Here is a 25,589-nt window from a genome sequence, read left to right as displayed (position 1 = left end):
CAAAATTTATCAATCACGTATTATTCGCTTCACTATTTGCCACCATAAAACGATATTAAATACATTTTTGTCACTGAAAACAGTGATACACCTATCACTATTTAATTACATTATTATTTCATAGAGAGTAAAAACTTCACTTCTTGATCAATATAATCATTCTTTTCATTGTGATATAAAAGTGAATCAAAAATACAAATATATATTAATTCAAAGAAATCAATAAACGCAGAATATGGAATATAATGCAAATACGAGAGTTTATATGGATGTAAATAGTGATTATTTAGAGATAAAAATATTTCGTAAATAGAGAAGAAAAGAGCGGATGCATATTATAAAGAGAGCAGATCATTTAAAATCTGTCCGATACATATCCGCAATCAATGGTGTCCGGTATCTTACTTGCCCTAAAACAACTTCACACAATAATAACATGAAGTCATTTTAAGACGAGTCGGAATCAGGTTTCTTCCGCAAAAATACCGATATGTCCCGGCAACGCGATGCGTATGCACTGATTATCTTTTTTGTAAGGACACACTCATAAGTTGGAACGGACCATGTATATCTTATGCGAGCCCTGTCCCCGATAATCAATACCTGTTTCAGGTTGTTCGGTCCAGCGTTTCAACTCCCGTGCGGCCTTGTCACGCAACAACCCCGTCAAGCGGCAATAATCCGCCACTTTCATAAAATGATTCACAGCCAGATAGTCTTGTGCCATCTTGAGCCGTTCCTGCTCTGAGTAGAATTGCGAAGAGTGCCTGAACTTCCATTCCGAACGCTCCAGCATACAGTGGTCTCCTGTTTCAATGATCAGTTGTTTGTCAGCACGAAAATTGATATTCTTTACACAGATGCTCATGGCATTACGTTTTTTACCACCTTTCTCGCCGCTCTCACGCTCGGCTCCGTCACGTAACCCCAGTGAAGGAGTAAAGATACCCAGTCCGTCGATTTTCACTGAATGTCCCTGCCCCATTTCATAGGCAATGGCCTGCGCCAAAGCCTTCGTCAGTCCGATGATATCCCCCGGGGTAAAAGAACTTGCATAATTAATGTGTGAAGCAATGTAATTTAAGTCTACTTGCCCGGACAGCTTCATGCGCGGGAAAAGAATTTTCTTGTCTTCCTCATTGGGAAGAGTCAGTTCTTGCATTTGATATTCAGCCATAGCTTGCAATGTTTTTAAAAGGTGAATAGAGAAAACCGATAAAGAGTGGGCTTGTCGGAAGTAAAGGTAAAAACTTGCCAAGTATGCCGGACAAAGTCGCTCCGGCTACTTCAGTAAATGGCCTCCCTTAGGCGATAAGTTCATCTTGCGTCGCAAGATGTGCATCTTAGCGGCTAAGATTTGCATCTTGGCCGCTAAGATATACATCTTGCCTGCTAAGATACACTCAATTTGCCTTATAAACAAACTTTAAGTACTACTTTCCTACATTTATCAGCTGTACTTTTGCATTTTCTTTTTTTATCCTTTATTCCTTTTTTTGTAACTGCTTGGCGTCTCGCCTACCTGCTTATAGAATACTTTAGAGAAATGGTATTGATCATAAAAGCCAAGTTGTTCTGCTATTTCTTTTATTTTCAAGTCTGAAAAATCAAGTAACTGACAGGCCTTTTGTATTTTCAATTGATTGAAGTAATTTAAAGGAGTGTATCCGGACTTCTTTAAAAACACTTGTCCGAAATGCGAAGATGAGTAGTTGACACTGCCGGCTATATCATCCAGTGAGAGTTTCTTTTCGATATTCTTTCTCATATAACTGATCGCTTCCTGAGTGACATCTCCTTGTTTGGCCCGGTTAATTTCCCTAAACTGTGAAACAAACTTGAAGGAAGCTATAAAATGCCACAGGCACAGTGTAGTGTATTCCAGGTTTTCAATACTATATCCCATTTCCAGATTCTGGTAAATTTCTTCGAACAACTGCATCCGATCTTTAATACGTGCGTTGGGAGATTCATCTATTTTATGCAGTTTGTTGTAGAATGAATTAAACAAATGACTTTTTTCTCCAGTGAAATGCAACCAATATATACTCCATGGACTGTTTTCTGAAGCGGCGTAAATGTGTGGTAAGCCCGCTTCGATAATGAAGAATTGGTCTTTGCATACTTTCTGTCTTTGACCGTGAATGCTATACCAGCCCTCTCCCTCAGTGCAATATATAAGAATGTGCTGTTGCGAACCATATCTTCTGGCTCGATAGTGTCCGGTGGCATGTGGATAATACCCGATATCCGTTACATACAACAAATTAGTCAGCTCGTTACCGACCAATATTTTTTTTATAGCTTCAGGAAGAACAATCGCTCTTTGATTGGTAAATCCTTCTTTTTTGCGTTCCATAGTTACACTCTTTTTGCAAATATACATCTTTATTATAAAACGAGATATTTTTCGACTCTTTTTATTGAATTAATCTAAAAACACTGGTTATTAGGATATTTCTAAATATAATCAATGATATAATCACTTAAAATTAGAGATTTTATACATCATAACAGTCCTTTCTTACATTTTCAAGGTTATATTTTCTTAGCTATTTTGCAATGTTGAAAGATCAGCTATTTGTAATATTTAAAATGTAATAATATGAAAAAACTACTATTTTCTTTATTGATCATTATTCTGTCGACATCATGTTCTTCTGAAAAGAAACAGTTGGATATTTCCGGAGAGTGGACTGTCAGGCTGGACAGTACAGATGTTGGAATAAAAGAATCATGGCAAGGCAACCTGTTTGAAACGTCCATGCAGTTACCGGGTACAACTGACGATGCCGGACTTGGAACCCCCAATGCCTTGGAACCTGCACTGTCAAAACCCCAGTTATTATATCTCACACGTTTGCACAATTACGTAGGAGTTGCATGGTACTCAAGAGAGATCTCGGTCCCTGCCCAATGGAATGATAAAGAGCTGTTTCTGGATTTGGAACGAACCTTGTGGGATACTCAGGTTTGGGTAGATAATAAGAAAGTCGAAGGACATGAAGAAAGCTTAAGCACGCCACACCGCTACAATCTGACTCCTTATATGACATGCGGTAAAAAGCATATTCTGACCATACGCGTCGATAATCGCAAGCGTTATGATATCTCCAATGGTATGGCACATGCATATACAGATCATACACAAATTAAATGGAATGGTATTTTAGGAGATATGACTGTCCGGGCCATGGAAAAAATACGTTTAGAAAGCGTACAACTATATCCCGATGTAAAAAACAAACAGGTAAAAGCCGTTATTTCGTTTTCAAACAATACACCTGCCGCAGAACATGCATTGCTTTCAATGAAAGTATCTGCAAGAAACGGCTCTCAACAACTTGAAGAGCAGGTAAAAAAGATGGATGTGAAAGCCGGAACCTCATCGGTTGAGTTGCTTTACAACATGGGAGATAACCCGATATTATGGAATGAATTTACTCCTGAAATGTATCAGGCTACGGTCACATTGGAGGCCAATGGAAGAGTTTCAGAAATAAAAGAAGATTTCGGTATGCGCCAATTGGAAACAAACGGTGATAAAATGTTGATGAACAATAAACCTTTGTTCTTAAGAGGTACATTGGAGTGTTGCATATTCCCATTAACCGGAACTCCTCCAATGAATAAAGAAGGCTGGCAAAAAGTATATGCCGCAGCCAAAGAATATGGGCTGAATCATCTCCGTTTTCATTCCTGGTGCCCTCCCGAAGCAGCTTTTGAAGCAGCAGATGAAATGGGATTTTATTTACAGGTTGAACTTCCTGCATGGGTACTTACAATTGGGCAGGATTCAAGTGCCGTACGCTTTTTAAGAGAAGAAGCAGACCGGATTATCAAAAATTACGGCAATCACCCCTCTTTTTGCCTTTGGAGCCTGGGAAACGAATTACAGGGAGATTTCACCATTCTGTCTGCAATGTTAGACGAATTGAAAGCAAAGGATAACAGACACTTATACGTAACAACTTCGTTTACGTTCGAAGGCGGACATGGCGGATGGCCGGAATCAAACGATGATTTCTTTGTCACGCAGTGGACCAATAAAGGCTGGGTACGCGGACAGGGAGTTTTCAATCAACTATCCCCTACATTCGATAAAGATTACAGTGAGTCGGTTGCAGGTATACAGGTCCCTCTGATTACGCACGAAATAGGACAATATTCGGTTTATCCAGATTTAACCGAGATTTCCAAATATACCGGAGTTCTGAAACCCTTAAATTTTATGGCTGTGAAGAATGATCTTGAAAAAAAGAAATTACTTGATAAAGCACCCGATTATTTAATGGCTTCCGGAAAGTTAGCCGCAATCTTATATAAAGAAGAAATTGAGCGTGCATTGAAAACTGATGGAATCAGTGGTTTTCAATTACTTGATTTACATGACTTTCCGGGACAAGGGACAGCACTCGTCGGACTATTGAACGCCTTCTGGGAAAGTAAAGGAATTATCGACGGTAAAGCCTTCCGGGAGTTTTGTTCACCGGTGGTACCGTTATTGCGCTTTCCTAAAGCAGTATATAAAAACAATGAAGTGTTTCAAGCTGAGATTGAGTTATGCAATTACGGAAACGATATTCTGACAAACAAAACACTGCATTGGGATATTCTGGATAAAGGACGTTCTGTAAAGCATGGTGAAATACAAGTAGGAGAATTGAAATTTGGTTATAATGGAAAATTGGGTGAGATATCGGTGCCCTTGACAGACATACAGAATGCTTCAAAACTGGAAGTGTGTGTAAAAGTAATCGGAACAGATTATGTAAATAGATGGAACATATGGGTTTATCCTGAAGGAGAAAAAGTAGAATGGGGTAATGTGAAATATACCCGTAATTATGATCAGGCCATGGCATGGCTGAATGAAGGGCAAAAAGTCCTTTTCAATCCGGATTGGAAAAAGATGAAAGGTATCGAAGGCAAATTCGTACCTGTATTCTGGAGCCCGGTACATTTTCCGAATCAGGCCGGGACAATGGGAGTATTATGTAATCCGGCTCATAAAGCATTGGCTGATTTTCCGACAGACATGCACACCGATTGGCAATGGTGGGATTTAAATAAGAACTCCAAAACCATGATAACAGATAGTATACAGGGAGGAACTCCCATTGTAGAAATGGTCGATAACTTTACTAATAATCGCCGTCTAGCTTCTTTGTATGAAGGCAAAGTGCGTGGAGGCAAATTGGTATTAGCCACTTTCGATTTGCAATCTGATTTAGAGAACAGACCGGTAGCAAAACAAATGCTTGTTTCATTACTGAAATACATGAATAGCACAGATTTCGATCCTACAATCATTGAAAACTTTGAGGAAATAAAAGACATGTTCGATAAGAATTCGAAATAACCCGTATAGAAGAAAGAAACTGCGTTAGATTCGGAGATATAATCATTTTTGGCCAAACTTGATATACTTAATTCAATGACATTAATTTAGTTAACGTTAATTTTATAGAAAAATTAAAAACATGAAAAACATGAAAGTGAAAAACAATTGTAAGTTACTATTAGCTTTATTGCTGTCTGCCGGGTTTGCTCCCTCGGCCGTCTTTGCAACATCGGGCAAGCCTAATGATGTAGTAAAAGAGGCTTTTCAGCGGAAAAATACAATTTCCGGCAAAGTGACGGACGCCAATGGAGAGCCGGTTATTGGAGCCAGCGTCGTAGAAAAGGGAACCACTAATGGAGTCGTGACAAATTTAGAGGGGGACTTTTCTCTGTCTGTCCCGGATGGTGTGATAGTCGTAATTTCATATATCGGCTATAAGTCTCAGGAAATAAAAACGTCTCTGGGAAAATCGTATAATATTACTTTGAAAGAAGATTCGGAGGTTTTGGATGAAGTCGTGGTTGTGGGATTCGGTACCCAGAAAAAGGTAAACCTGACAGGGTCCGTCAGCGTTGTTTCAGCCAAAGAGTTGAAAGAACGTCCGGTGACAAATGCGGCACAAGCATTGCAAGGTATGGTTCCGGGACTACGAATCACACAGACGAACGGTAGCCTGGAAGATAAACCAAGTGTAAATGTGCGCGGTACTACCACTATCGGACAGGGAACCAGCGGTGAACCTTTGGTTTTAGTTGATGGAATGGAAGGTGATCTTAATTCCATTAATCCTCAGGACATTGCCAATATTTCTGTTTTGAAGGATGCGGCTGCATCATCAATATATGGTTCACGTGCACCATTCGGTGTAATCTTGATCACAACCAAATCAGGAAACACGGAAGGCAAAACCCAGGTAAACTATAATAATAGTTTCCGCTGGGGAAACCCCATTAATATGAACCATATGATGAATTCGGTTGATTTTGCCAGTTGGATCAATGATACCAACACCAATGGGGGAGGTGGAATCTACATCAACAATGATCGTATGAAAAAGATTGTTGCCTATCACAATGCCAAACCTTATGGACCTGCGCAACGTATAACCGAGGATGGAACGATCTTAAACTCTATTGCAGCCGGGAATGATGGATATTGGCAAGATGGTTACGATAACGGGATAGATGATATTGATTATTATGATATGATCTTCAAGAAGTGGACCTTCTCACAAGAGCATAACTTTAATGCCAGCGGAGGAACCAAAAAGCTGAATTATTACGCTTCATTCAGTTATCTGGATCAAGGTGGTTTTATGAATTTGGGGGAAGAGGGATTATCACGTTATAATGGCACCGCAAAGATTGCTTCCGAATTGACTAAATGGCTGAAGTTTGATTATACGATGCGATTTACCAGGGAAGATTACAAGCGGCCGGCAACAATGACCAGTGATCTGTATAGGGATATGGCACGTCAAGGATGGCCTATTTTACCTATGTACGACCCAAACGGTTACTATTTTTATGCCCCCTCCCCCCTACTAGGATTGGAAGAAGGAGGAGTCGATCAGACTCAGACGGACAATGTATACCATCAGGTGAGCTTCACCCTTGAACCGATAAAGAATTGGATTACTCACGTAGATTTTAATTATCGTATAAAATCGGCTAATAACAACTGGAATAAGCAAGTGCTTTATAATCATGACGCCAATGGCAATGCCTATGCGTGTGACAAATCGTCGAATGTACATGAGAGTCAGTATAAAGAAAATTATTATAATTTCAACGTATATACAGAATACACTCATCTGTTCAACCAAAAGCATGATTTTCATGTGATGGGTGGCTTTCAGGCTGAGAACCTGAAACAAACTCAATTCGGACTGACACGTAATGGCATCATGTTTCCGAATAAACCCCAGGTAGACTTGACTAACGGTCTGGATTACGATGGAAATCCGGTTACCCCTTCTGTTAACGGATCTCGTAATGAATGGGCCACAGCAGGTTTTTTCGGGCGTGTCAATTATAGTTATAACAGTAAATATCTTTTAGAAGCAAATCTGCGTGCAGATGGCACTTCACGTTTCCGCAAAGGAAACCAGTGGAAAACGTTCCCCTCTTTCTCTTTAGGATGGAATATCGCACGTGAAAACTTTTTCGAGCCTTTGAATAATACGATCGATGTACTTAAGCTTCGTGCCTCCTATGGTTTATTGGGAAATCAGAATACAACGAACTGGTATCAGACTTTCCAGACAATGTCAGTGGGTTCTTCGAATGGTGGATGGTTAATGAACGGAAGTAAGCCGAACACCGCTTCCGCTCCGGGTCTCGTTTCAGCCGCATTGACTTGGGAAACAATTGAGAGTTATAATTTAGGATTGGATTGGGGAATATTAAATAACCGCTTGACGGGAACATTCGAGTGGTATATCCGTGACACAAAAGACATGGTTGGTAATGCTCCCGAGCTACCGGCTCTATTAGGAACAGCGGTACCGGTTACGAATAATACGGACTTGAGAACCTCCGGATGGGAACTTACGATTGGTTGGAATGACCGGTTAGAAAATGACTTTACCTATGGCGCGAAATTTAATATCTCGGATGCCCGTACGAAAATCACGCGATACCCGAATAATCCAACTCAAGCAGTCAGTACGTATATTGAAGGACGTTATATCAATGAAATCTGGGGATATAAGACAGTTGGTCTCGCTAAAACCGATGAAGAGATGCAGGCTCATTTGGCAACAATGCCCAATGGTGGACAGAACGCGTTAGGATCTGATTGGAAAGCAGGCGACATTATGTATGCTGATCTAAACGGCGATGGCAAGATTTCAGGTGGTTCGGGAACATTGAATGATACCGGAGACTGGACTGTAATAGGTAATACAACTCCTCGCTATCTGTTTGGCCTCGATCTAAATGCTACTTGGAAAGGTTTCGATCTTCGTATGTTTTTCCAAGGAGTCATGAAACGTGATTACTGGCAGGGAAGCGCCTACATGTTTGGTGCAACCAGTAGTGGAATGTGGCATTCTACCGGTCTTGAAGGTGTAGATGATTACTTCCGTAACGATAACACATGGTCGGTTCAGGAGGGCTATCAGAGTCCTAATCTTAATTCGTATTTACCTCGCCCATTGTATAGTAATAAGAATTTACAGACTCAAACTCGCTATTTGCAGAATGCGGCTTATATTCGTTTGAAAAATCTACAGTTAGGATATACATTTCCTACAAAGTTAACTGCCCGGTATGGAGTTCAAAATTTACGCATTTATTTCTCCGGAGAAAATTTGTGGACTGGAACAAGTCTGGTTGACCAGTTTGACCCAGAAACAATTTCCGGTGGTTCAGGAGGCAATGGCTATCCTTTATCAAGAACTCTGTCATGCGGATTAAGTGTAACATTTTAATGGAGAACAATTATGAAACTCAATATTTTACAATTTTTAGCTGTAGCCGTACTGGCTACTTCAGTTGTTGCGTGTGAAGATTTTTTAGATAAGCAACCACCTTCTTACGTTGTTCCTGAAGACTACTATCAGGATGAAAACCAGGTTCAGAGTATAGCTAATCAGCTATACGCCGACATATTGCCCTCTCATAGCGGAGGTTATGGTACATTTGGATATGACAACCATACAGATAATCAAGCTACCTTTTCTGCGGACGGCAAATACGCAACAGATCAATGGAAAGTAGGTCAGACCAATAGTAACTGGTCGTGGGATAATATTCGTAGTATCAATTATTCTTTGAATACGATACTCAATTATTACAATAAAAACGAAATCGCCGGTTCAGACCGTAACATTCGTCAATATATTGGTGAGATTTACTTTTTCCGTGCTTACAGATATTTCAGTATGCTTCAACAATGGGGCGATTTACCCATATTGAAAGAAGCTATGCCCGATAACGAAGCGATTCTGGTGGCAGCCAACAAGCGCAGCCCACGTAACGAAGTGGCTCGTTTTATTCTCACAGATTTGGATAGCGCACAAATATATATGAGTGATAATTTTGATGATCGCCATAACCGATTGTCACCAGATGTAGCTATTTTGCTGAAATCACGCGTAGCATTGTTCGAAGGTTCGTGGCTGAACTATTTTAAAGGTACTGCTTTTGTTCCGAACGGCGAAGGCTGGCCCGGTAAAGCTAAAGATTATAATGCGAATTACGAATATCCTTCCGGCAATATTGATAATGAAATCACCTACTTTTTTACAGTAGCGGCAAAGAATGCGGAAATCATCGCTGATAAGTACAAAGGACACTTGACCTCAAATACGGGATTAGTGCCTCAATCGGAATCAGATCCTGATAATCCTTATTTTAGTATGTTCGGCAACATCGACATGTCCGGATATACGGATGTTTTATTGTGGCGTGAATATAGTAAAGGGTTAGGTGTTATGAACCAGGTGGAAGTTCCTGTTCAGCACGGAAATCATGGCATTGGCTTGACCCGCAGCATGGTTGAAGGTTTCGTAATGAAGGATGGTAAGCCCAGCTATGCTTCGCATGACGGTTTTTCTTATAATGATGAGACGCTGGCATTGGTTAGGAAAAATGCCGATCCTCGTTTGTACATATTCTTAAAAGAACCAAATCAGAAAAACTTATTTAAGAATATGGATGCAGAAGAAAATATGGGTGTGGAGAATGAGCCCTATCCGGTCATCTTATCGACTAATGCCGAGAAAGGCTATAGCACAGGTTATGCTCTTCGAAAAGGCGGTACTTTTGATAAAAAGCTTTGTGGTAATTATGAAGGTTATACCGGATCAATCGTATTTCGTGCCACAGAGGCTCTATTGAACTATATAGAAGCTGAATATCAGTTGACGCGCAATATCACTTCTGGAAAAATATTGGAATATTGGAAAACGATTCGTACAGCAGCGGGCTTCAAAGGCGCAGCTATTGATCCACAAGTGACCATTGATGCGACAGATATGACTAAAGAAAAGTTAGATTGGGGAGCTTATTCCGCCGGAGCATTGCTGACTGACCCTGTGTTGTATAATATTCGTCGTGAACGTCGTAGTGAATTGATGGCGGAAGGTTTGCGTTGGATGGATTTGATACGTTGGAGATCATTGGATCAAATGATTACAGAACCATATCATGTGGAAGGATTCCATCTTTGGAACACTCCGATGGAACAGTGGTATGTCGATCAGTTGGTTGCTGACGGTAGTTCATCGGCAAATGTCTCAAATGCCAGTTTAAGTGAGTATCTCCGGCCTTATCAGAAAAATATGGGATCCGAAAATTTATATAAGGATGGTTATACCTGGCATATGGCCCATTATTTACAACCATTGCCAATTAAACAATTCCTGTTGACGGCTTCTGACCATACATCCGTCCATTTATCTCCACTGTACCAAAATCCATATTGGCCCACAACACCGGCAATGCCTGCAGAAAAATAAAAGGATAGTGATCAGTCTGACTGACTTTTCCTAAAATCAAGCTCCATCCCAAGCGTATAGATTATACTTTGGATGGGGCTTTTTTATAATAACAAAACCGGAACATATTTTCAAGAACAGAAATAACGATAAGTTATGGGGTATAAATTTTTTAATTGCTTGCGTCCCGATTTAAAGTGCTTACTTTGTGGTGTACTAATAAAAACACTATAAATAAATTCATTTATGTTAAGCGAAAAAAGAAACAGTATGCTTCACGGGGTATTGTTAATAGCCCTGTTTTCATGTGCAGCCTTTTACATAGGCGACATGGAGTTCATAAAAAGACTCTCTTTCAGTCCGATGATCGTAGGTATTATTTTAGGTATGCTATATGCCAATAGCCTCAGAAACAATCTTCCGGAAACATGGGTACCGGGTATTCAGTTCTGCTCAAAACGTATCTTACGGATAGGCATTATTCTTTATGGTTTTAAATTGACTTTTCAGGATGTGCTGGCAGTGGGGCTACCTGCCATATTTATCGATGCCATTGTAGTAGCTACAACTATTCTCGGAGGTATCTTAATTGGACGTATGCTTAAGATGGACCGTGGGGTCGCACTACTGACTTCCATTGGTAGCGGCATTTGTGGTGCAGCCGCTATTTTAGGGGCTGAATCGACCATCCAGACCAAGCCATACAAAACTGCGGTAGCTGTGTCCACCGTAGTTATTTTTGGTACTCTGTCAATGTTTATCTATCCTATATTATATAGAAACGGAACTTTTATGTTGTCGCCCAACGAAATGGGAATCTTTACCGGTGCTACGTTACACGAAGTTGCACATACGGTAGGTGCGGGAAATGCGATGGGAAAAGAAATTTCCGATGTTGCCATTATCGTGAAAATGATCCGCGTAATGATGCTGGTTCCGGTACTGTTGATCACCAGTTTCATGGTATCCAGGGCAGCAGTGAAAACAGGCGGACAAGGCGGCCGCATGAAAGACATATCCATTCCATGGTTTGCCATCGGTTTTCTGGCAGTTATCGGTTTTAATTCTTTTGATTTACTGCCACAAGGGTTGATCACTTTCATCAATAATCTGGATACTTTTTTGCTTACCATGGCGATGACTGCATTGGGAGCCGAAACCAGCATTGACAAATTCAAAAAAGCTGGTGCCAAACCATTTATACTTGCTTCCCTGTTGTATCTATGGCTGATTGCCGGAGGATATTTTCTGGTTAAATTCCTTGCACCTGTTTTGATGTAAAAAAGTACCTTCCCGGATTCCGAAATGCCTTCGAAACTTTTCCGGTTGAGTTTCTGCAACTTTGTTGCACCTGCAATCCGCTACCTTTGTATCATAAACCTAATAATAAACATGATTATGGGACAATGCAAATGTGAAACGAATGCAAATATGCAGGTCAGAAATTGCCAGGAAGCAAATGGCTTCATAGGCGAATATTGGAAAGTAATGCTTTCATTGGTGATGTTGGTAGCAGGCGGTATAATGAATCAACTGGATATTGCTTTTTTCAAGGAAAATACAGTTTCTTTGGTTTGGTATGTATTGGCCTATCTGCCTGTCGGCTTACCTGTGATAAAAGAAGCATGGGACAGTATTCTCCAGAAAGATTACTTCAGTGAGTTTACGTTGATGTCAGTCGCAACATTAGGCGCTTTTTATATCGGGGAATATCCCGAAGGAGTTGCTGTCATGTTGTTCTATTCAGTTGGTGAATTATTTCAGGATCGAGCAATAGACAAGGCTAAACGTAATATCAGTGCCTTGTTGGATGTCAGACCCGAAAAGGCAATGGTAGTGAGAGGGAACGAGATCGTTACAGTCAATCCGAAGTCAGTCTTTATAAACGAAATTATCGAAATAAAAGCCGGTGAACGTGTACCGTTGGATGGAATTATGCTTAACGAAATAGCAGCATTCAACACAGCGGCCCTTACCGGAGAGAGTGTTCCACGAGATATTCGCAAAGGTGAGGAGGTACTTGCCGGTATGATTGTTACAGACAAAGTGATCCGGATGAAGGTGACAAAGCCTTTTGATAAAAGCGCATTGGCTCGTATTCTGGAACTTGTAGAGGACGCTTCTGAACGTAAAGCACCGGCCGAATTGTTTATTAGAAAATTCGCCCGTATATATACCCCTATTGTTATCGGCCTTGCCTTTTTGATTGTGCTGATCCCATATATCTATTCATTCATAAACCCGTTATTCGGATTTGTTTTTAATGATTGGCTGTATAAGGCATTGGTTTTTCTGGTGATTTCATGTCCGTGTGCATTGGTTATCAGTATTCCATTAGGATATTTCGGAGGAATTGGAGCAGCCTCCCGTTTAGGTATTTTGTTCAAAGGTGGAAATTATCTGGATGCCATAACCCGTGTCAATACAGTCGTATTTGATAAAACAGGTACTCTGACTAAAGGAGTTTTTGAAGTGGAATCCTGTGAAGTTATTCCAGGCGTTTCAAAAGAAGAACTGATACATATAATAGCTTCCGTTGAGAAAAATAGTACTCATCCGATAGCCAAAGCTATTGTTAGTTATGCCGAAAAGAAAAAGATTGGCCTTACTGCTGCTGAGAATATAGAAGAGGTTGCAGGTTATGGGTTAATGACTGAGGTTGATGGAGAAAAAGTGTTGGTCGGTAACGCCAGATTGTTGTCGAAATATTCCATTGAGTTTCCGGCGTATATTCTTTCGATAACGGAAACAACAGTCGTATGTGCTGTCGGAAATAAATATATAGGTTACATTACATTGTCCGATGTGTTAAAGGACGATGCAGCAGATACTGTCAGATCACTTAAAGAGTTAAATATTAAGAATATTCAGATTTTGTCAGGTGATAAACAGAGTATTGTTAGCATTTTTGCAAACAAACTGGGACTTACCCGGGCGTATGGTGATCTGCTACCGGAAGGAAAGGTAGAGCATATGGAAAAGCTGAAGGAAAACAAAGATAACCGGATTGCTTTTGTCGGTGACGGAATGAATGATGCTCCGGTACTTGCCTTAAGTGATGTAGGTATTGCGATGGGAGGGTTAGGAAGTGATGCCGCTATTGAAACCGCAGACGTGGTTATCCAGACAGATCAACCTTCGAAAGTGGCGACTGCCATAAAGGTCGGACGTTGTACGCGCCGCATCATCTGGCAGAATGTATCGCTGGCATTTGGAGTAAAATTGCTGGTAATGGTATTGGGAGCAAGTGGTATTGCAACTTTATGGGAAGCAGTTTTCGCAGACGTAGGTGTGACATTGATTGCCATAGTGAATGCTATTCGTATACAGAAAATGATTAAATGAGAATGGAAAATTTGTGTTTGAAGATATTAGAACAGAGAGGAATAAAACCTACTGCCATAAGGATGCTGGTTTTAAAAGCTATGATAGATGCGGAACAAGCTGTTTCACTTCTTGATTTGGAGAACAAACTGGATACTGTGGATAAGTCGAGCATATTCCGAACGATTACCCTGTTTGTTTCCCAACATCTGGCACATAGCGTAGATGATGGTACAGGATCTTTAAAATATGCAGTTTGTGACAGTGAATGTACTTGTGCCGTGAAAGATTTGCATACGCACTTTTACTGTGAATATTGCCATAAGACTTTCTGCCTTGAAAACATTCATGTCCCCGTAGTAGATTTGCCTGAAGGATTTGCCGTACGAAGCATAAATTATGTATTAAAAGGATGTTGCGCGGAATGTGCGGCAGAGCTGAAAAAAGGCCATTAAAAATAAAAGCGCATTGATATGATCTATCAATGCGCCTTCTTAAAAAAGGTAGTATAATTGTTATTACTTAATCAATTCCACAACTACTGCACGGTTCCAGTCATCATTTTCAAATTTAGTGCTGGTACCTTTGAATTCTGTAGTGATACGATCTTTAGCAATTCCGTACTTATTGACAAATACCTCTGTCACTGCATTGGCACGTCTTTCAGAAACAATTCTGTTAGCTTGTTCCGAACCACGTTTGTCGGCGTAACCAGTCAGACGAACACGGATTTCAGGATTTGCTTTTAAGAATTCAGCAATATTGAAGATACTTACTTCCTGTGAGAGTTCAATTTTACTGCTGTTGAACGGGAAAGTGATAGTACTTGGGAGAGCCTTGATTTCTGAATTATCGATTACGGTTTCTTCTTTGATAACCTCCGGCTTACGTGCTTTCAACTCAGCAATTTCGGCTTGTTGTGCAGCATTTTCTTTTTTCAAAGAAGTATAGTTTGCCTCTAAGTCAGAATAGTTGCTCTTAATTGCATTGTACTGACGTGAAGAGTAACCTTTCTTGAAACCGGTTTTTCCGAAACGGAAAGTAACGCCGGCTGTCAGCCCACTGATTCCATCGTTCGGGAAACCGCCGCGAACTACCATATCGTCGTCTAAAATAGCTCCCTGGTATTCAACATTGATATCGAAACGCTTTGAAATACGGTAGCGTGCCTGAATACCTGCATTGATTGTAAATGACTGGTCACCTTTGCGGATGAATGCTCCACCGATACCTGCAAAAGGAACGATGTCAAAACGACGATTTTCTTTATAAGGAGCGAAGAAATTGATCAGTCCAAACATAAAGTCTGCATGAACGGCACCATATTGATAATGTAACATTGAATTAGCTCCAGATGTAAATCCATGCAATGAGCCACCTGTACCCTGCAAACGAACTCCCCAATAAGGGTTGAACCATTTACCTACCGAAAGAGTCGGCATAAAAGTTATAGTGTTTCTGAATTTTGCATCTTTAGAGTTTTCAGCGAAGAGAGACTGCGCACCAAAGTTTAAAGACATATACCAGTTATTCCAAAATCCATTACCTTCGAAAGTTGTTTTGTACCCCGGAAGGCGTTCTGCATCATTGTTTTGAGCGAAAACGCTTGTGCTCATCAATGCTGCTAATGCAAACATAATAATACTTTTCTTCATTTTTTCTAAATTTTAAATTGGTTTGGTTAAACATTAATAGTTAATTATTCGCCAATAACTGTTTTATCGATCCGATTCATGTAAACCGGTTTTGCAAAAACAGCCGCAAAAATATAATTTATTTTTGTAGCTTGCAAATTTCCGCAAGCCTATTTCTGGGAAGTAAATTTTGAATTAAATGCAAACCTTTGTAAAATAGGTATTTATAATTGGAATAGAAAAAGAGCGTTTAGATCGCTTTGCAGAGCTATTCACATAAATTTGTTTCTCAGCAGATTATAATAATTAAATAGGTATAATACCAATATAAAGCTCTACAAACAAAATGAATGATTTGTTAATTCCTTATGTTCCGATTTTCATCTTTCATAACTTCTCTTATCAATCTCCACTTGAAGAACGATGCACTTACAATGTTTGAATTTTAAAACTCACATTTTCTTAAGGTATTATGATTTGTCCTTTCTTCCATAAACTTTTTCTATTTCTATTAAGTTATTATAATCAAAAGATCATTGATATGAATCAGATAAGAATTAAACGTGTATATGAAGATCCTTCGGAACAGGATGGCTATCGTGTACTGGTTGACCGGCTTTGGCCTCGTGGAATGAAAAAAGAATATTTAAAGTATGATTATTGGGCGAAGGAACTGACTCCCTCTTCCGATTTGAGAAAATGGTTTCACGGAGATATCCCAGGACATTGGGAAGAGTTTGCGGCAATGTACCGGAAAGAGCTTGAAACCTCCGATAAAGTAACTGATTTTTTAGTCCGGATACATCCTTATAAAACAGTCACTCTTTTATATGCTTCTAAGGAACCGGTTTATAATCATGCCCGTATTTTACAGGCGTTTCTGGAGGATCGCCTGAAAAACTGATTTCTTATAGAAACCTATGCCAACACGAATCTTTTTTGTACTTTTGCGCCATCTTTTTAAAAACAACATCAAAAAAGAATCATATGGGAGGTTTTTTCGGAACAGTCTCGAAAACGAGCTGTGTGACCGATTTATTCTACGGCACAGACTATAACTCACACCTGGGAACAAAACGGGGAGGACTGGCGACATATAGTGAAGAACAAGGATTTATCCGTTCGATCCACAATTTACAAAGTTCATATTTCCGGACTAAGTTTGAGGAGGAACTTGATAAATTTAAAGGAAATGCCGGTATAGGCATTATTAGTGATACAGACGCACAACCCATTATTATCAATTCACATCTTGGCAGATTCGCCATTGTTACAGTCGCAAAGATCACCAACCTCAAAGAACTTGAAGAGGAACTACTCTCACAAAACATGCATTTCGCCGAACTTAGTTCGGGTAACACCAATCAGACTGAACTTATTGCTTTATTGATTATTCAAGGAAAAAACTTCGTTGAAGGGATTGAAAACGTATATAACCATATCAAGGGATCGTGTTCCATGCTTCTGTTAACAGAAGATGGAGTGATTGCCGCACGTGACAAATGGGGACGTACTCCTATAATTATCGGTAAAAAAGAGGGGGCTTATGCTGCTACCAGTGAATCCAACAGTTTTCCGAATCTTGATTTTGAAATAGAACGTTATTTAGGTCCCGGTGAGATTGTCCGTATGCACGCCGACCGTTTAGAACAACTCCGTAAGCCCAACGATAAAATGCAGATTTGTTCATTCCTTTGGGTATATTACGGCTTTCCCAATTCATGCTATGAAGGCCGTAATGTAGAGGAAGTGCGTTTCACGAGCGGAATGAAAATGGGAGAACAGGATAATTTTGACGCCGATTGCGTTTGTGGAATCCCGGATTCGGGTATTGGACAGGCATTAGGTTATGCAGAAGGGAAAGGGATTCCTTATCATAGAGCCATTACTAAATATACTCCCACCTGGCCTCGTAGTTTTACTCCGAGTAAGCAGGAATTACGTTCTCTGGTAGCAAAGATGAAATTAATACCTAACCGTGCAATGCTTCAGGACAAGCGTATCATCTTTTGTGACGACTCCATTGTACGCGGTACGCAGTTGCGCGATAATGTGAAAATACTTTTTGATTATGGTGCAAAAGAAGTACATATGCGTATTGGATGTCCACCGCTGATTTATGGCTGTCCCTTTATTGGGTTTACTGCCTCAAAATCAGACATGGAACTGATCACCAGACAAATAATAAAAGACTTGGAAGGAGATGAAAACAAAAACCTGGATAAATATGCTACTACCGGTTCACCGGAATATGAAAAAATGGTAAGTATTATTGCTGAACGTTTTGGACTTTCTTCCCTCAAATTCAATACGATTGAAACACTAATTGAAGCTATCGGACTGCCAAAATGTAAGGTCTGCACCCATTGTTTCGATGGCTCCAGCTGTTTCTAAGTAGCTATTAGTGACTAAATATAGAATAATGTATTAAAAAAGAGCCGTGAATTGCTTGGCAGTTCACGGCTCTTTTTTTACCTTTACAGGCGTGAAAAATAATAGATTAGCAAATTATTAATTCTTAATGATATGAATTTAGTAGAACGTTTTTTAAAGTATGTAAGCTTTGACACACAGTCGGACGAACTGACAAGACTTACTCCCAGTACTCCGGGACAGATGGTATTTGCCGAATATCTAAAGTCCGAATTAGAGTCTTTGGGGTTAGAAGATATAACATTGGATGAAAACGGTTATCTTTTTGCAACATTGCCGGCCAATACAGACAAGGAATTACCTGTTATCGGTTTCATAGCACATATGGATACGAGTCCCGACATGAGTGGAAAAAATGTAACTCCACGCATTGTAGAAAAATATGATGGTTCGGATATTGTACTCTGTGCCGAAGAAAACATTGTGCTTTCACCGGCTCAATTTCCCGAATTGCTTGATCACAAAGGAGAAGATCTGATTGTCACCAATGGTAAAACCTTATTAGGAGCAGACGACAAAGCAGGTATTGCCGAGATTGTATCAGCCGTTGTCTATCTGCAAGAACATCCCGAAATTAAACATGGCAAAATCCGGATCGGTTTCAATCCGGATGAAGAAATAGGTGAAGGTGCTCATAAGTTTGATGTTCAGAAATTCGGATGTGAATGGGCTTATACGATGGACGGAGGAGAAGTCGGGGAATTGGAGTTTGAAAACTTTAATGCCGCTGTTGCCAAAATCATTTTTAAGGGACGTAATGTGCATCCGGGCTATGCGAAACATAAAATGATTAACTCTATCCGCATAGCCAACCAATTCATCACCATGCTTCCCCGGCATGAAACTCCGGAACATACTTCCGGATACGAAGGATTCTATCATCTTATCGGTATCCAGGGGGATGTAGAGCAGAGTACTGTATCCTATATCATTCGTGACCATGATCGCAATAAATTTGAAGATCGCAAGAAAGAAATAGAGCATCTGGTAAACAAGATCAACGCAGAGTTTGGTAAAGGTACCGCCACTCTTGAGTTGCGTGACCAATACTATAATATGCGAGAAAAGATTGAGCCTGTGATGCATATTATCGATACTGCTTTTGCCGCAATGGAGGCTGTAGGCGTGAAGCCGAATGTGAAACCAATTCGTGGAGGAACGGATGGAGCCCAATTGTCATTCAAAGGTTTACCCTGTCCTAACATCTTTGCAGGTGGGCTGAACTTCCATGGCCGCTATGAATTTGTTCCGATCCAGAACATGGAAAAGGCAATGAAAGTCATTGTGAAGATTGCTGAACTTGTAGCTTCTAAATAATCATTATTTATATAATTCTTAAATTCTCATTTCATGAAAACCACTCCATTTACCGAGAAACATATCGCACTTGGTGCTAAGATGCACGAGTTTGCAGGATATAACATGCCTATTGAATACACCGGTATCATTGACGAACACCTTACTGTCTGTAATAATGTCGGTGTTTTCGATGTCTCCCACATGGGTGAATTTTGGGTGAAAGGGCCTCATGCATTGGCTTTTTTGCAGAAAGTGACCTCAAATAACGTGGCAGCTTTAGTGCCGGGCAAAATTCAATATACCTGTTTTCCGAATGAAGACGGCGGTATTGTTGACGACCTGCTGGTCTATCAATATGAACCGGAAAAGTATTTATTGGTTGTCAACGCTTCAAACATAGAGAAAGACTGGAATTGGTGCGTCTCTCACAATACAGAAGGAGCCGAACTGGAAAATTCTTCTGATAATATGGCGCAACTCGCCGTACAAGGTCCGAAAGCTATTCAAGCTCTGCAAAAGTTGACAGACATTAACCTTTCCGATATTCCTTATTATACATTTAAGGTTGGTGAGTTTGCCGGTGAGAAAAATGTGATTATTTCTAATACGGGATATACCGGAGCCGGTGGATTTGAACTTTATTTCTATCCTGATGCTGCCATAAAGATCTGGAATGCCGTTTTCGAAGCAGGAGCCGAGTTTGGCATTAAGCCGATAGGACTTGGCGCACGTGACACACTTCGACTTGAAATGGGATTCTGCCTGTATGGCAATGATCTGGATGACACTACCTCTCCTATTGAAGCCGGACTTGGTTGGATTACTAAATTCGTGGATGGCAAGAACTTTACAAATCGCCCAATGCTTGAAAAACAGAAGGCTGAGGGCACAGTCCGCAAACTGGTAGGTTTTGAAATGATCGACCGTGGTATTCCCCGACATGGTTACGAACTGGTAACAGCCGAAGGTGATAAAATCGGGATTGTGACTTCGGGCACAATGTCTCCAACCCGTAAAATCGGTATTGGCATGGGATATGTAAAGCCTGAATATAGCAAGGTCGGTACGGAGATATGCATCGATATGCGTGGCCGTAAGCTGAAAGCTGTGGTAGTAAAACTGCCTTTCCGTAAATAAACATTGAGAAAATAATAAGTTGAAATCCCTCTCTGCCTCAAAGGACAGAGGGGGATTTTTATGTAAGTACAGGGGGCCACTATCATGAAACCGGCCCCGCTGAATCAGATCAAGCGGATCACCCGCCACGACACTTTATAAAAGCTCATCCAAATGATCCTTCCGTACATCCGCCAATGATAAAATCACTGCAAAACAGCTGCCTTTCCCCTTCTCTGAATGCACTTCTATACGCCCTGACAATCGCTCGATAATAACTTTAGAAATAGCAAGTCCGAGACCGCTTCCCTGTTCAAATTCGTCTGTTTTATAAAAACGGTCAAAAATCATCATAAGTTCCTTTTCATCGATTCCCTTACCGGTATCTTTTACATATATACAAACTTCATGATGTTCTTCGTCCACTTTGCATCCCAATATTATATGACCATTTTGAGTAAACTTATTTGCATTATTCAAAAAGTTGGAGATAACCTGAGTAAAACGGAAACGATCAATATGCACAAGTAAAGGAACCGGATTACCCAATTCAAGATGAAACTGCAAGGAAGGCTGAATTAACGGCTGATACGTCAGATAAATCTCTTTCATAATCTCTGTCATATCCCATTCCTTTATTTCGAAATCCAGACTTCCGGAGTCCAGACGGGATATTTCCAGCACATCATTAATAAGCTTCAAAAGCAATTCATTATTATGATTGATGATATCAAGCATACTTGCCTTTTCATACGGATCTATCTCTTCGGAACCTTCGCCTATCAACACATTCGCAAATCCGACAATTGCATTGAGCGGGGTACGAATTTCATGACTCATATTATTAAGGAAAGATTGTTTTAATTCAGCTTTCTCAGCCATTTGTTTAGCCAGAATCAACTGATGCTCACGTTCTACCGCCTCCTGAATATTCTGCATGATACCTGCCAGCATCATCTCGCCTTCTACATCTTTCAGACTCCGGCAGCGCAATTCGTACCATTGATATTCTTCCGTTTCATCAAAACAAAAACGTGCCCGTTGTATTTGCATGCCCGGAGATTTGTAAAGTGCTTCGTAAAAAGAACTCAATAACTGAGAATCATCGGGATGTACATACTCTAAAAAGGTGCTTCTCTTAACCCTCCTTTTTCCCATACCTGTCAGACGCGTATAATTATCGTCAAATTCAATGTCATCTCCCTGCATATTCCATAATGAAATCTGCCCTCCGTCGGCAGAAAGAGTCAACCGTTTGTGTGCTTCTTCCAATATTTGTAAGTTCTTACGTTCTATCAGAGAACGTCGCCGCGTACGCAACAGGCTGATTGATATGAAAATGAATGCAAGAATAAATAGCACACCCAATAAATAAACCTCCCTTCGGTAATGGTCATAGAACGGATAATTAATAATACGCACATCCTTTGCCACATTTCCAATATCATAACCATTATAGGACGAAAAGACACTCCAATCCAGCACATACTCTTTCTCCAGATCCCTTATCTTAGGCATACCTATTTTCTCTTTATTCATTAGCCGGACGGATAAACCGGTAACAGCTTGTGCAGAGATCTCTTCAGTAGCCATATAACCACCTACAATTTTACTCCCATCTCCAAATCCCTCGCGTACACAACTGAAAGAAGGTATATTCAGAGCATTTACTATCGGAAGCGATACCAGATCAAATTTATCAAGTAAGAATGCCTTCCTCTCTTGCTCACATTTCGAATTTTCCATCATAACAAGCAAAGAAGCACCTTTTATGTACCGGAAAGGGCAGAGACTCACAGTCAGTTCCTCCTTTTCTGATTTATGATTTGCGACAGCAGGCATCAGACTGTAATACTCTATCATTTCTCTCATTTCCTTGTATTCATACTCCATAGAAAACGCTGACTTATGCCCCAAAATCTGCACATTCTTTCTGTCGATAACCCGATTCAGCAAGTCAAAAGATTTATGCCCAAGAGCAGTTAAATCAATATTATAAACAATCTCCATATTTACATGGGGTTGCAAAGACTTTATAAAATCCATATTGCGTTTAAAGTCCGGAGTATCTCTCAACACATATACCTTTCTGGATTCATACTCTTTTATAAGATTTTCATCAGGGAAATGCACGTTGCAGGCTACCACAGGAATAGAATAGAGAAGGCGATGACGGGTCGATAACAAAGAAAAAGCAGCTTGGTCTCCTACCACTAAAATAAGATCTATCGGCTTAGTTTTCAGAATTTCAAGATAATTACCTATATGTTCCATTTCGACTTTCTGGTCGAAACGGTCACAATCAAGGTAAAATTCATCAAACACCGGCTCTATACCCTGCGCTTTAAACTCTTGTTTTACAAGTTCTTCAAAGCGTCCATGCCCGATTTTATCTTTTGAACAAAAATAAATAAGAGAAATGTTTTTTTTAATCCGATGATTTGTGACATACCACTGTTTGGAATTATACCCACATAAGAAGACCCCCAATAAAAGAATGAAGGCAGAAATGTATTTGCATTTAGGGTCTGTGAGTCTCATAGCTTATTTTCTACCGGTCAAAATAATATAATTTCCATCAATACGGTAATGTCTGATTATAAAATGGTAGCATTATTATACCTTTTTGTTCACTCAGATGTTCTGGAAATAAAAAGTATAAATAGTAAAAAGCCTACAAGTTGTGAACTTGTAGGCTTTTTATCTACTTACCATCCGATAAGTTTGCGGAGAGACAGGGTTTTGAACCTACAACTCTAACCGCTTATATTTCAGCTACTTCGCTTTCAAAATTTCAAATAGGTAACGAAACAGTAACGATTTTCAGATGTTGGGCTTGTCCAACTTTGACCGCTGTTTGTCTGCCTAACTTTCGGGTTCAAAGATACGGCTTTCTTTTGAAACTCGCAAATATCTGATAATAAATATTTTTGGGTTAGTGCAAGGTGCAAGCTATATATATAAATATATACTTGCACCTTGCACTAAAAAAAAGCACTGGGGTACAAATGGTTAAAACAAAATCCGTATCTTCGTAACCGATTAAAAACAAACGTGTATGATAATAACTAACCGTGAAGAAGTAATAGATAAAGCGTTCGGCGTATTTGTCAGGATGAACTACGAGAAAGCAAGCATCATCACGCTTGCCAAAGCCTGCGGGGTGACAAAAACGGGTATCGTTTATTATTTTCCGCACAAGTTGGATTTATTCATGGCTGTGGCGGACAAATACGTGTTGCAAATGCACGAACCGGAAAACAAGTTTGCCGCTCCTGCCGATACGTTGACGGAGTTCATCGGGCAATACGTGGCGGGAGTAGCCGCTTCCATGAAAAGGATTGTTGAACTGATTGGCGATAATAGCAGCCCGCATGATTGTAGTCCTAACTTCTACTACTTTCATTTCCTGTCACAAGTGCGCATGTACTATCCGGGTATCAGGCAGAAAATTGAGAAAATCTACCGACAAGACTATGACCTATGGGAGAAAGTCATACAGAAGGCAAAAGAAAGCGGGGAAATCAGGAGCAACACGGACGTGAAGAAAACGGCTATCTTGTTCCGGCAAATGTTTTTAGGACTGTCATACGAACAAGCATTTCTGAACGGTCTGAACGTGGACGAACTGGCAGAAAATTTTCGCCATATCTATTCGCTGCTTAAAGCCTGATACTCTTTTGTTTTTTTAACCTCTATTATTTTTGAACAGATGTTCAAAAAGTGATATTTTTATCTTATCTTTGGAGCGAAGCAAAATTCAGCGACATGGATAAGGTTCAGAAACAGAGAGGAAGCATCGTTCTGTACAAGGAAGAAAGAAACGGTGCGGACTACATACGGATAGAGTATGTAAACAGTCAGGCTGTCGCCCTGCTGCTCGCCCAAGATACGGACGTGGAAAAGACAGGCAATAGTTCTGCCTACATACCTGCCACCGCTTTTAAACTGCCGGATTTCTATGACCGCTATTCGCCCCACGCCTATATTGATTACAGCCGGGTTTACGTGCGGCATCCCAAACCTAAAAGGGAATACATACTGCCGAGAGGCTACCTCGAACTGCTGGAACAGAAGCGGTACAGCCTTTCCACCATAAAAGCCTATAAAATCTATTTCAGCGACTTCATGGAATACCACAAGGGGCAAGACCTTGACCTGCTGACGGTCGAGGACATAAACAGCTATATGCTCCACATGGTAAAGGAAAAGCACATATCCGCCACCCAGCAGAACATGCGCATCAACGCTATCAAGTTCTATTACGAGAAAGTCCGGAAAGGCAAGCGGCAATATTATGGCGGGATAGCCCGTGCAAAAGAGTACAAGGCATTGCCCGAAGTATTAAGCCGGGAAGAAATGAAAAGCATCTTTGCACAGTTATCCAATCGGAAACACAGGTGCATGATTTCTCTTATTTACTCTGCCGGACTACGCCGAAGCGAACTTCTGAACCTGACACCCCAAGACATCATCAGCGAACGGATGCTAATCAGGATTGCCGGAAAAGGCAAGAAGTGCAGGTATTCCCTACTGTCGGAAAAGCTGCTCAACGAACTAAGGGCTTACTACCGGGAATACAGACCGCAAAAATGGCTTTTTGAGGGCGAACAGGCAGGCGAACAATACTCGCCCAGCGCATTGGTTAAGATATTGAAAGAAGCGGCAAGGAAAGCCGGAATAAAGCATCGGGTACACCTGCACATGCTCCGGCACACGTTCGCCACCCACCTGCTGGAACAAGGGACAGACCTAAGAACCATACAGGAACTTATGGGACATACCGATATAAAAACAACGGCAATTTATCTGCACGTATCGAACGCCTATAAAGCAAAAATCCCCAATCCGCTGGATTGTTTGGATGATGATTAGACAATGATTTAATAGTGAATAGGAACTACACCATAAGGTGCGTTTATCGAAAAATTCAAGACAATTAAAACAACTATGAATCAGCAGTTTATAGCGAAGTGGCAAAAACAACGGAAATAAC

General features: G+C 40.4%; 16 protein-coding genes. 12 read left to right on the top strand and 4 right to left on the bottom strand.

Going from position 1 to position 25,589, the window contains the following annotated elements; translation table 11 throughout:
- Nucleotides 1-544 precede the first annotated feature (544 nt).
- On the bottom strand, nucleotides 545-1,177 hold the full coding sequence (locus JZY04_RS00080; protein ID WP_122143014.1) for an HU family DNA-binding protein: 633 nt from the start codon (nucleotides 1,175-1,177) through the stop codon (nucleotides 545-547).
- 300 nt (nucleotides 1,178-1,477) lie between these two features.
- Nucleotides 1,478-2,359, bottom strand: coding sequence for an AraC family transcriptional regulator (locus tag JZY04_RS00075; RefSeq protein ID WP_122143066.1), 882 nt, complete (start codon nucleotides 2,357-2,359; stop codon nucleotides 1,478-1,480).
- A 246-nt stretch (nucleotides 2,360-2,605) separates the two neighbouring features.
- On the opposite strand from JZY04_RS00075, the gene JZY04_RS00070 reads away from it, so the two are divergent.
- The 6 genes from JZY04_RS00070 (at nucleotide 2,606) to JZY04_RS00045 (ending at nucleotide 14,566) form a co-directional block, all read left to right on the top strand.
- A complete protein-coding gene (locus JZY04_RS00070) occupies nucleotides 2,606-5,362 on the top strand; it encodes a sugar-binding domain-containing protein (protein ID WP_122143013.1) in 2,757 nt (918 codons plus the stop codon).
- Nucleotides 5,363-5,483: 121 nt separating this feature from the next.
- Nucleotides 5,484-8,777: a TonB-dependent receptor gene (locus tag JZY04_RS00065; protein ID WP_181996456.1), complete on the top strand. Its 3,294-nt coding sequence runs from the start codon at nucleotides 5,484-5,486 to the stop codon at nucleotides 8,775-8,777.
- Nucleotides 8,778-8,789: 12 nt separating this feature from the next.
- Nucleotides 8,790-10,808, top strand: a complete 2,019-nt coding sequence (locus tag JZY04_RS00060) for a RagB/SusD family nutrient uptake outer membrane protein (RefSeq protein ID WP_032540691.1) — start codon at nucleotides 8,790-8,792, stop codon at nucleotides 10,806-10,808.
- 225 nt (nucleotides 10,809-11,033) lie between these two features.
- The gene (locus tag JZY04_RS00055) at nucleotides 11,034-12,068 is read left to right on the top strand and encodes a YeiH family protein (RefSeq protein WP_005809709.1); all 1,035 of its coding nucleotides are present in this window, start codon (nucleotides 11,034-11,036) and stop codon (nucleotides 12,066-12,068) included.
- A gap of 117 nt (nucleotides 12,069-12,185) precedes the next feature.
- The gene (locus JZY04_RS00050) at nucleotides 12,186-14,132 is read left to right on the top strand and encodes a heavy metal translocating P-type ATPase (RefSeq protein ID WP_122143064.1); all 1,947 of its coding nucleotides are present in this window, start codon (nucleotides 12,186-12,188) and stop codon (nucleotides 14,130-14,132) included.
- A gap of 2 nt (nucleotides 14,133-14,134) precedes the next feature.
- Nucleotides 14,135-14,566: a Fur family transcriptional regulator gene (locus JZY04_RS00045; protein WP_005809711.1), complete on the top strand. Its 432-nt coding sequence runs from the start codon at nucleotides 14,135-14,137 to the stop codon at nucleotides 14,564-14,566.
- A 63-nt stretch (nucleotides 14,567-14,629) separates the two neighbouring features.
- Here JZY04_RS00045 and JZY04_RS00040 read toward each other — a convergent pair whose 3' ends face one another.
- Nucleotides 14,630-15,766: an OmpA family protein gene (locus JZY04_RS00040; RefSeq protein WP_005775986.1), complete on the bottom strand. Its 1,137-nt coding sequence runs from the start codon at nucleotides 15,764-15,766 to the stop codon at nucleotides 14,630-14,632.
- A 520-nt stretch (nucleotides 15,767-16,286) separates the two neighbouring features.
- Between JZY04_RS00040 and JZY04_RS00035 the strand changes: the two genes are divergently transcribed.
- The 4 genes from JZY04_RS00035 (at nucleotide 16,287) to gcvT (ending at nucleotide 20,614) form a co-directional block, all read left to right on the top strand.
- Nucleotides 16,287-16,649: a DUF488 domain-containing protein gene (locus tag JZY04_RS00035; protein WP_122143012.1), complete on the top strand. Its 363-nt coding sequence runs from the start codon at nucleotides 16,287-16,289 to the stop codon at nucleotides 16,647-16,649.
- Between the two features lie 83 nt (nucleotides 16,650-16,732).
- Nucleotides 16,733-18,139: an amidophosphoribosyltransferase gene (locus tag JZY04_RS00030; RefSeq protein WP_005775983.1), complete on the top strand. Its 1,407-nt coding sequence runs from the start codon at nucleotides 16,733-16,735 to the stop codon at nucleotides 18,137-18,139.
- 132 nt (nucleotides 18,140-18,271) lie between these two features.
- Nucleotides 18,272-19,495, top strand: a complete 1,224-nt coding sequence (pepT, locus tag JZY04_RS00025; RefSeq protein ID WP_122143011.1) for a peptidase T — start codon at nucleotides 18,272-18,274, stop codon at nucleotides 19,493-19,495.
- 33 nt (nucleotides 19,496-19,528) lie between these two features.
- Nucleotides 19,529-20,614: a glycine cleavage system aminomethyltransferase GcvT gene (gcvT, locus tag JZY04_RS00020; RefSeq protein ID WP_122143010.1), complete on the top strand. Its 1,086-nt coding sequence runs from the start codon at nucleotides 19,529-19,531 to the stop codon at nucleotides 20,612-20,614.
- 135 nt (nucleotides 20,615-20,749) lie between these two features.
- Here gcvT and JZY04_RS00015 read toward each other — a convergent pair whose 3' ends face one another.
- Entirely contained in the window at nucleotides 20,750-23,134 is a 2,385-nt protein-coding gene (locus JZY04_RS00015; RefSeq protein WP_122143009.1) for a HAMP domain-containing sensor histidine kinase, read from the bottom strand.
- Nucleotides 23,135-23,651: 517 nt separating this feature from the next.
- On the opposite strand from JZY04_RS00015, the gene JZY04_RS00010 reads away from it, so the two are divergent.
- Nucleotides 23,652-24,266, top strand: a complete 615-nt coding sequence (locus JZY04_RS00010; RefSeq protein WP_007480251.1) for a TetR/AcrR family transcriptional regulator — start codon at nucleotides 23,652-23,654, stop codon at nucleotides 24,264-24,266.
- A gap of 95 nt (nucleotides 24,267-24,361) precedes the next feature.
- Nucleotides 24,362-25,468, top strand: coding sequence for a site-specific integrase (locus tag JZY04_RS00005; protein WP_007480249.1), 1,107 nt, complete (start codon nucleotides 24,362-24,364; stop codon nucleotides 25,466-25,468).
- The last annotated feature ends 121 nt before the right edge of the window (nucleotides 25,469-25,589 follow it).

The organism is Bacteroides sp. 11BF (assembly GCF_019633765.1).
GTDB classification, from domain to species: Bacteria; Bacteroidota; Bacteroidia; order Bacteroidales; family Bacteroidaceae; genus Bacteroides; species Bacteroides hominis.
Note: the sequence above shows the minus strand (reverse complement) of the source record. Positions and strands in the feature narration are given on the sequence as shown.

What these genes read in the sequence shown, in the direction of transcription:
- JZY04_RS00080 (WP_122143014.1), bottom strand. Translation starts at nt 1,177, where the DNA reads ATGGCTGAATATCAAATGCAAGAACTGACTCTTCCCAATGAGGAAGAC.
- JZY04_RS00075 (WP_122143066.1), bottom strand. Translation starts at nt 2,359, where the DNA reads ATGGAACGCAAAAAAGAAGGATTTACCAATCAAAGAGCGATTGTTCTT.
- JZY04_RS00070 (WP_122143013.1), top strand. Translation starts at nt 2,606, where the DNA reads ATGAAAAAACTACTATTTTCTTTATTGATCATTATTCTGTCGACATCA.
- JZY04_RS00065 (WP_181996456.1), top strand. Translation starts at nt 5,484, where the DNA reads ATGAAAAACATGAAAGTGAAAAACAATTGTAAGTTACTATTAGCTTTA.
- JZY04_RS00060 (WP_032540691.1), top strand. Translation starts at nt 8,790, where the DNA reads ATGAAACTCAATATTTTACAATTTTTAGCTGTAGCCGTACTGGCTACT.
- JZY04_RS00055 (WP_005809709.1), top strand. Translation starts at nt 11,034, where the DNA reads ATGTTAAGCGAAAAAAGAAACAGTATGCTTCACGGGGTATTGTTAATA.
- JZY04_RS00050 (WP_122143064.1), top strand. Translation starts at nt 12,186, where the DNA reads ATGGGACAATGCAAATGTGAAACGAATGCAAATATGCAGGTCAGAAAT.
- JZY04_RS00045 (WP_005809711.1), top strand. Translation starts at nt 14,135, where the DNA reads ATGGAAAATTTGTGTTTGAAGATATTAGAACAGAGAGGAATAAAACCT.
- JZY04_RS00040 (WP_005775986.1), bottom strand. Translation starts at nt 15,766, where the DNA reads ATGAAGAAAAGTATTATTATGTTTGCATTAGCAGCATTGATGAGCACA.
- JZY04_RS00035 (WP_122143012.1), top strand. Translation starts at nt 16,287, where the DNA reads ATGAATCAGATAAGAATTAAACGTGTATATGAAGATCCTTCGGAACAG.
- JZY04_RS00030 (WP_005775983.1), top strand. Translation starts at nt 16,733, where the DNA reads ATGGGAGGTTTTTTCGGAACAGTCTCGAAAACGAGCTGTGTGACCGAT.
- pepT (WP_122143011.1), top strand. Translation starts at nt 18,272, where the DNA reads ATGAATTTAGTAGAACGTTTTTTAAAGTATGTAAGCTTTGACACACAG.
- gcvT (WP_122143010.1), top strand. Translation starts at nt 19,529, where the DNA reads ATGAAAACCACTCCATTTACCGAGAAACATATCGCACTTGGTGCTAAG.
- JZY04_RS00015 (WP_122143009.1), bottom strand. Translation starts at nt 23,134, where the DNA reads ATGAGACTCACAGACCCTAAATGCAAATACATTTCTGCCTTCATTCTT.
- JZY04_RS00010 (WP_007480251.1), top strand. Translation starts at nt 23,652, where the DNA reads ATGATAATAACTAACCGTGAAGAAGTAATAGATAAAGCGTTCGGCGTA.
- JZY04_RS00005 (WP_007480249.1), top strand. Translation starts at nt 24,362, where the DNA reads ATGGATAAGGTTCAGAAACAGAGAGGAAGCATCGTTCTGTACAAGGAA.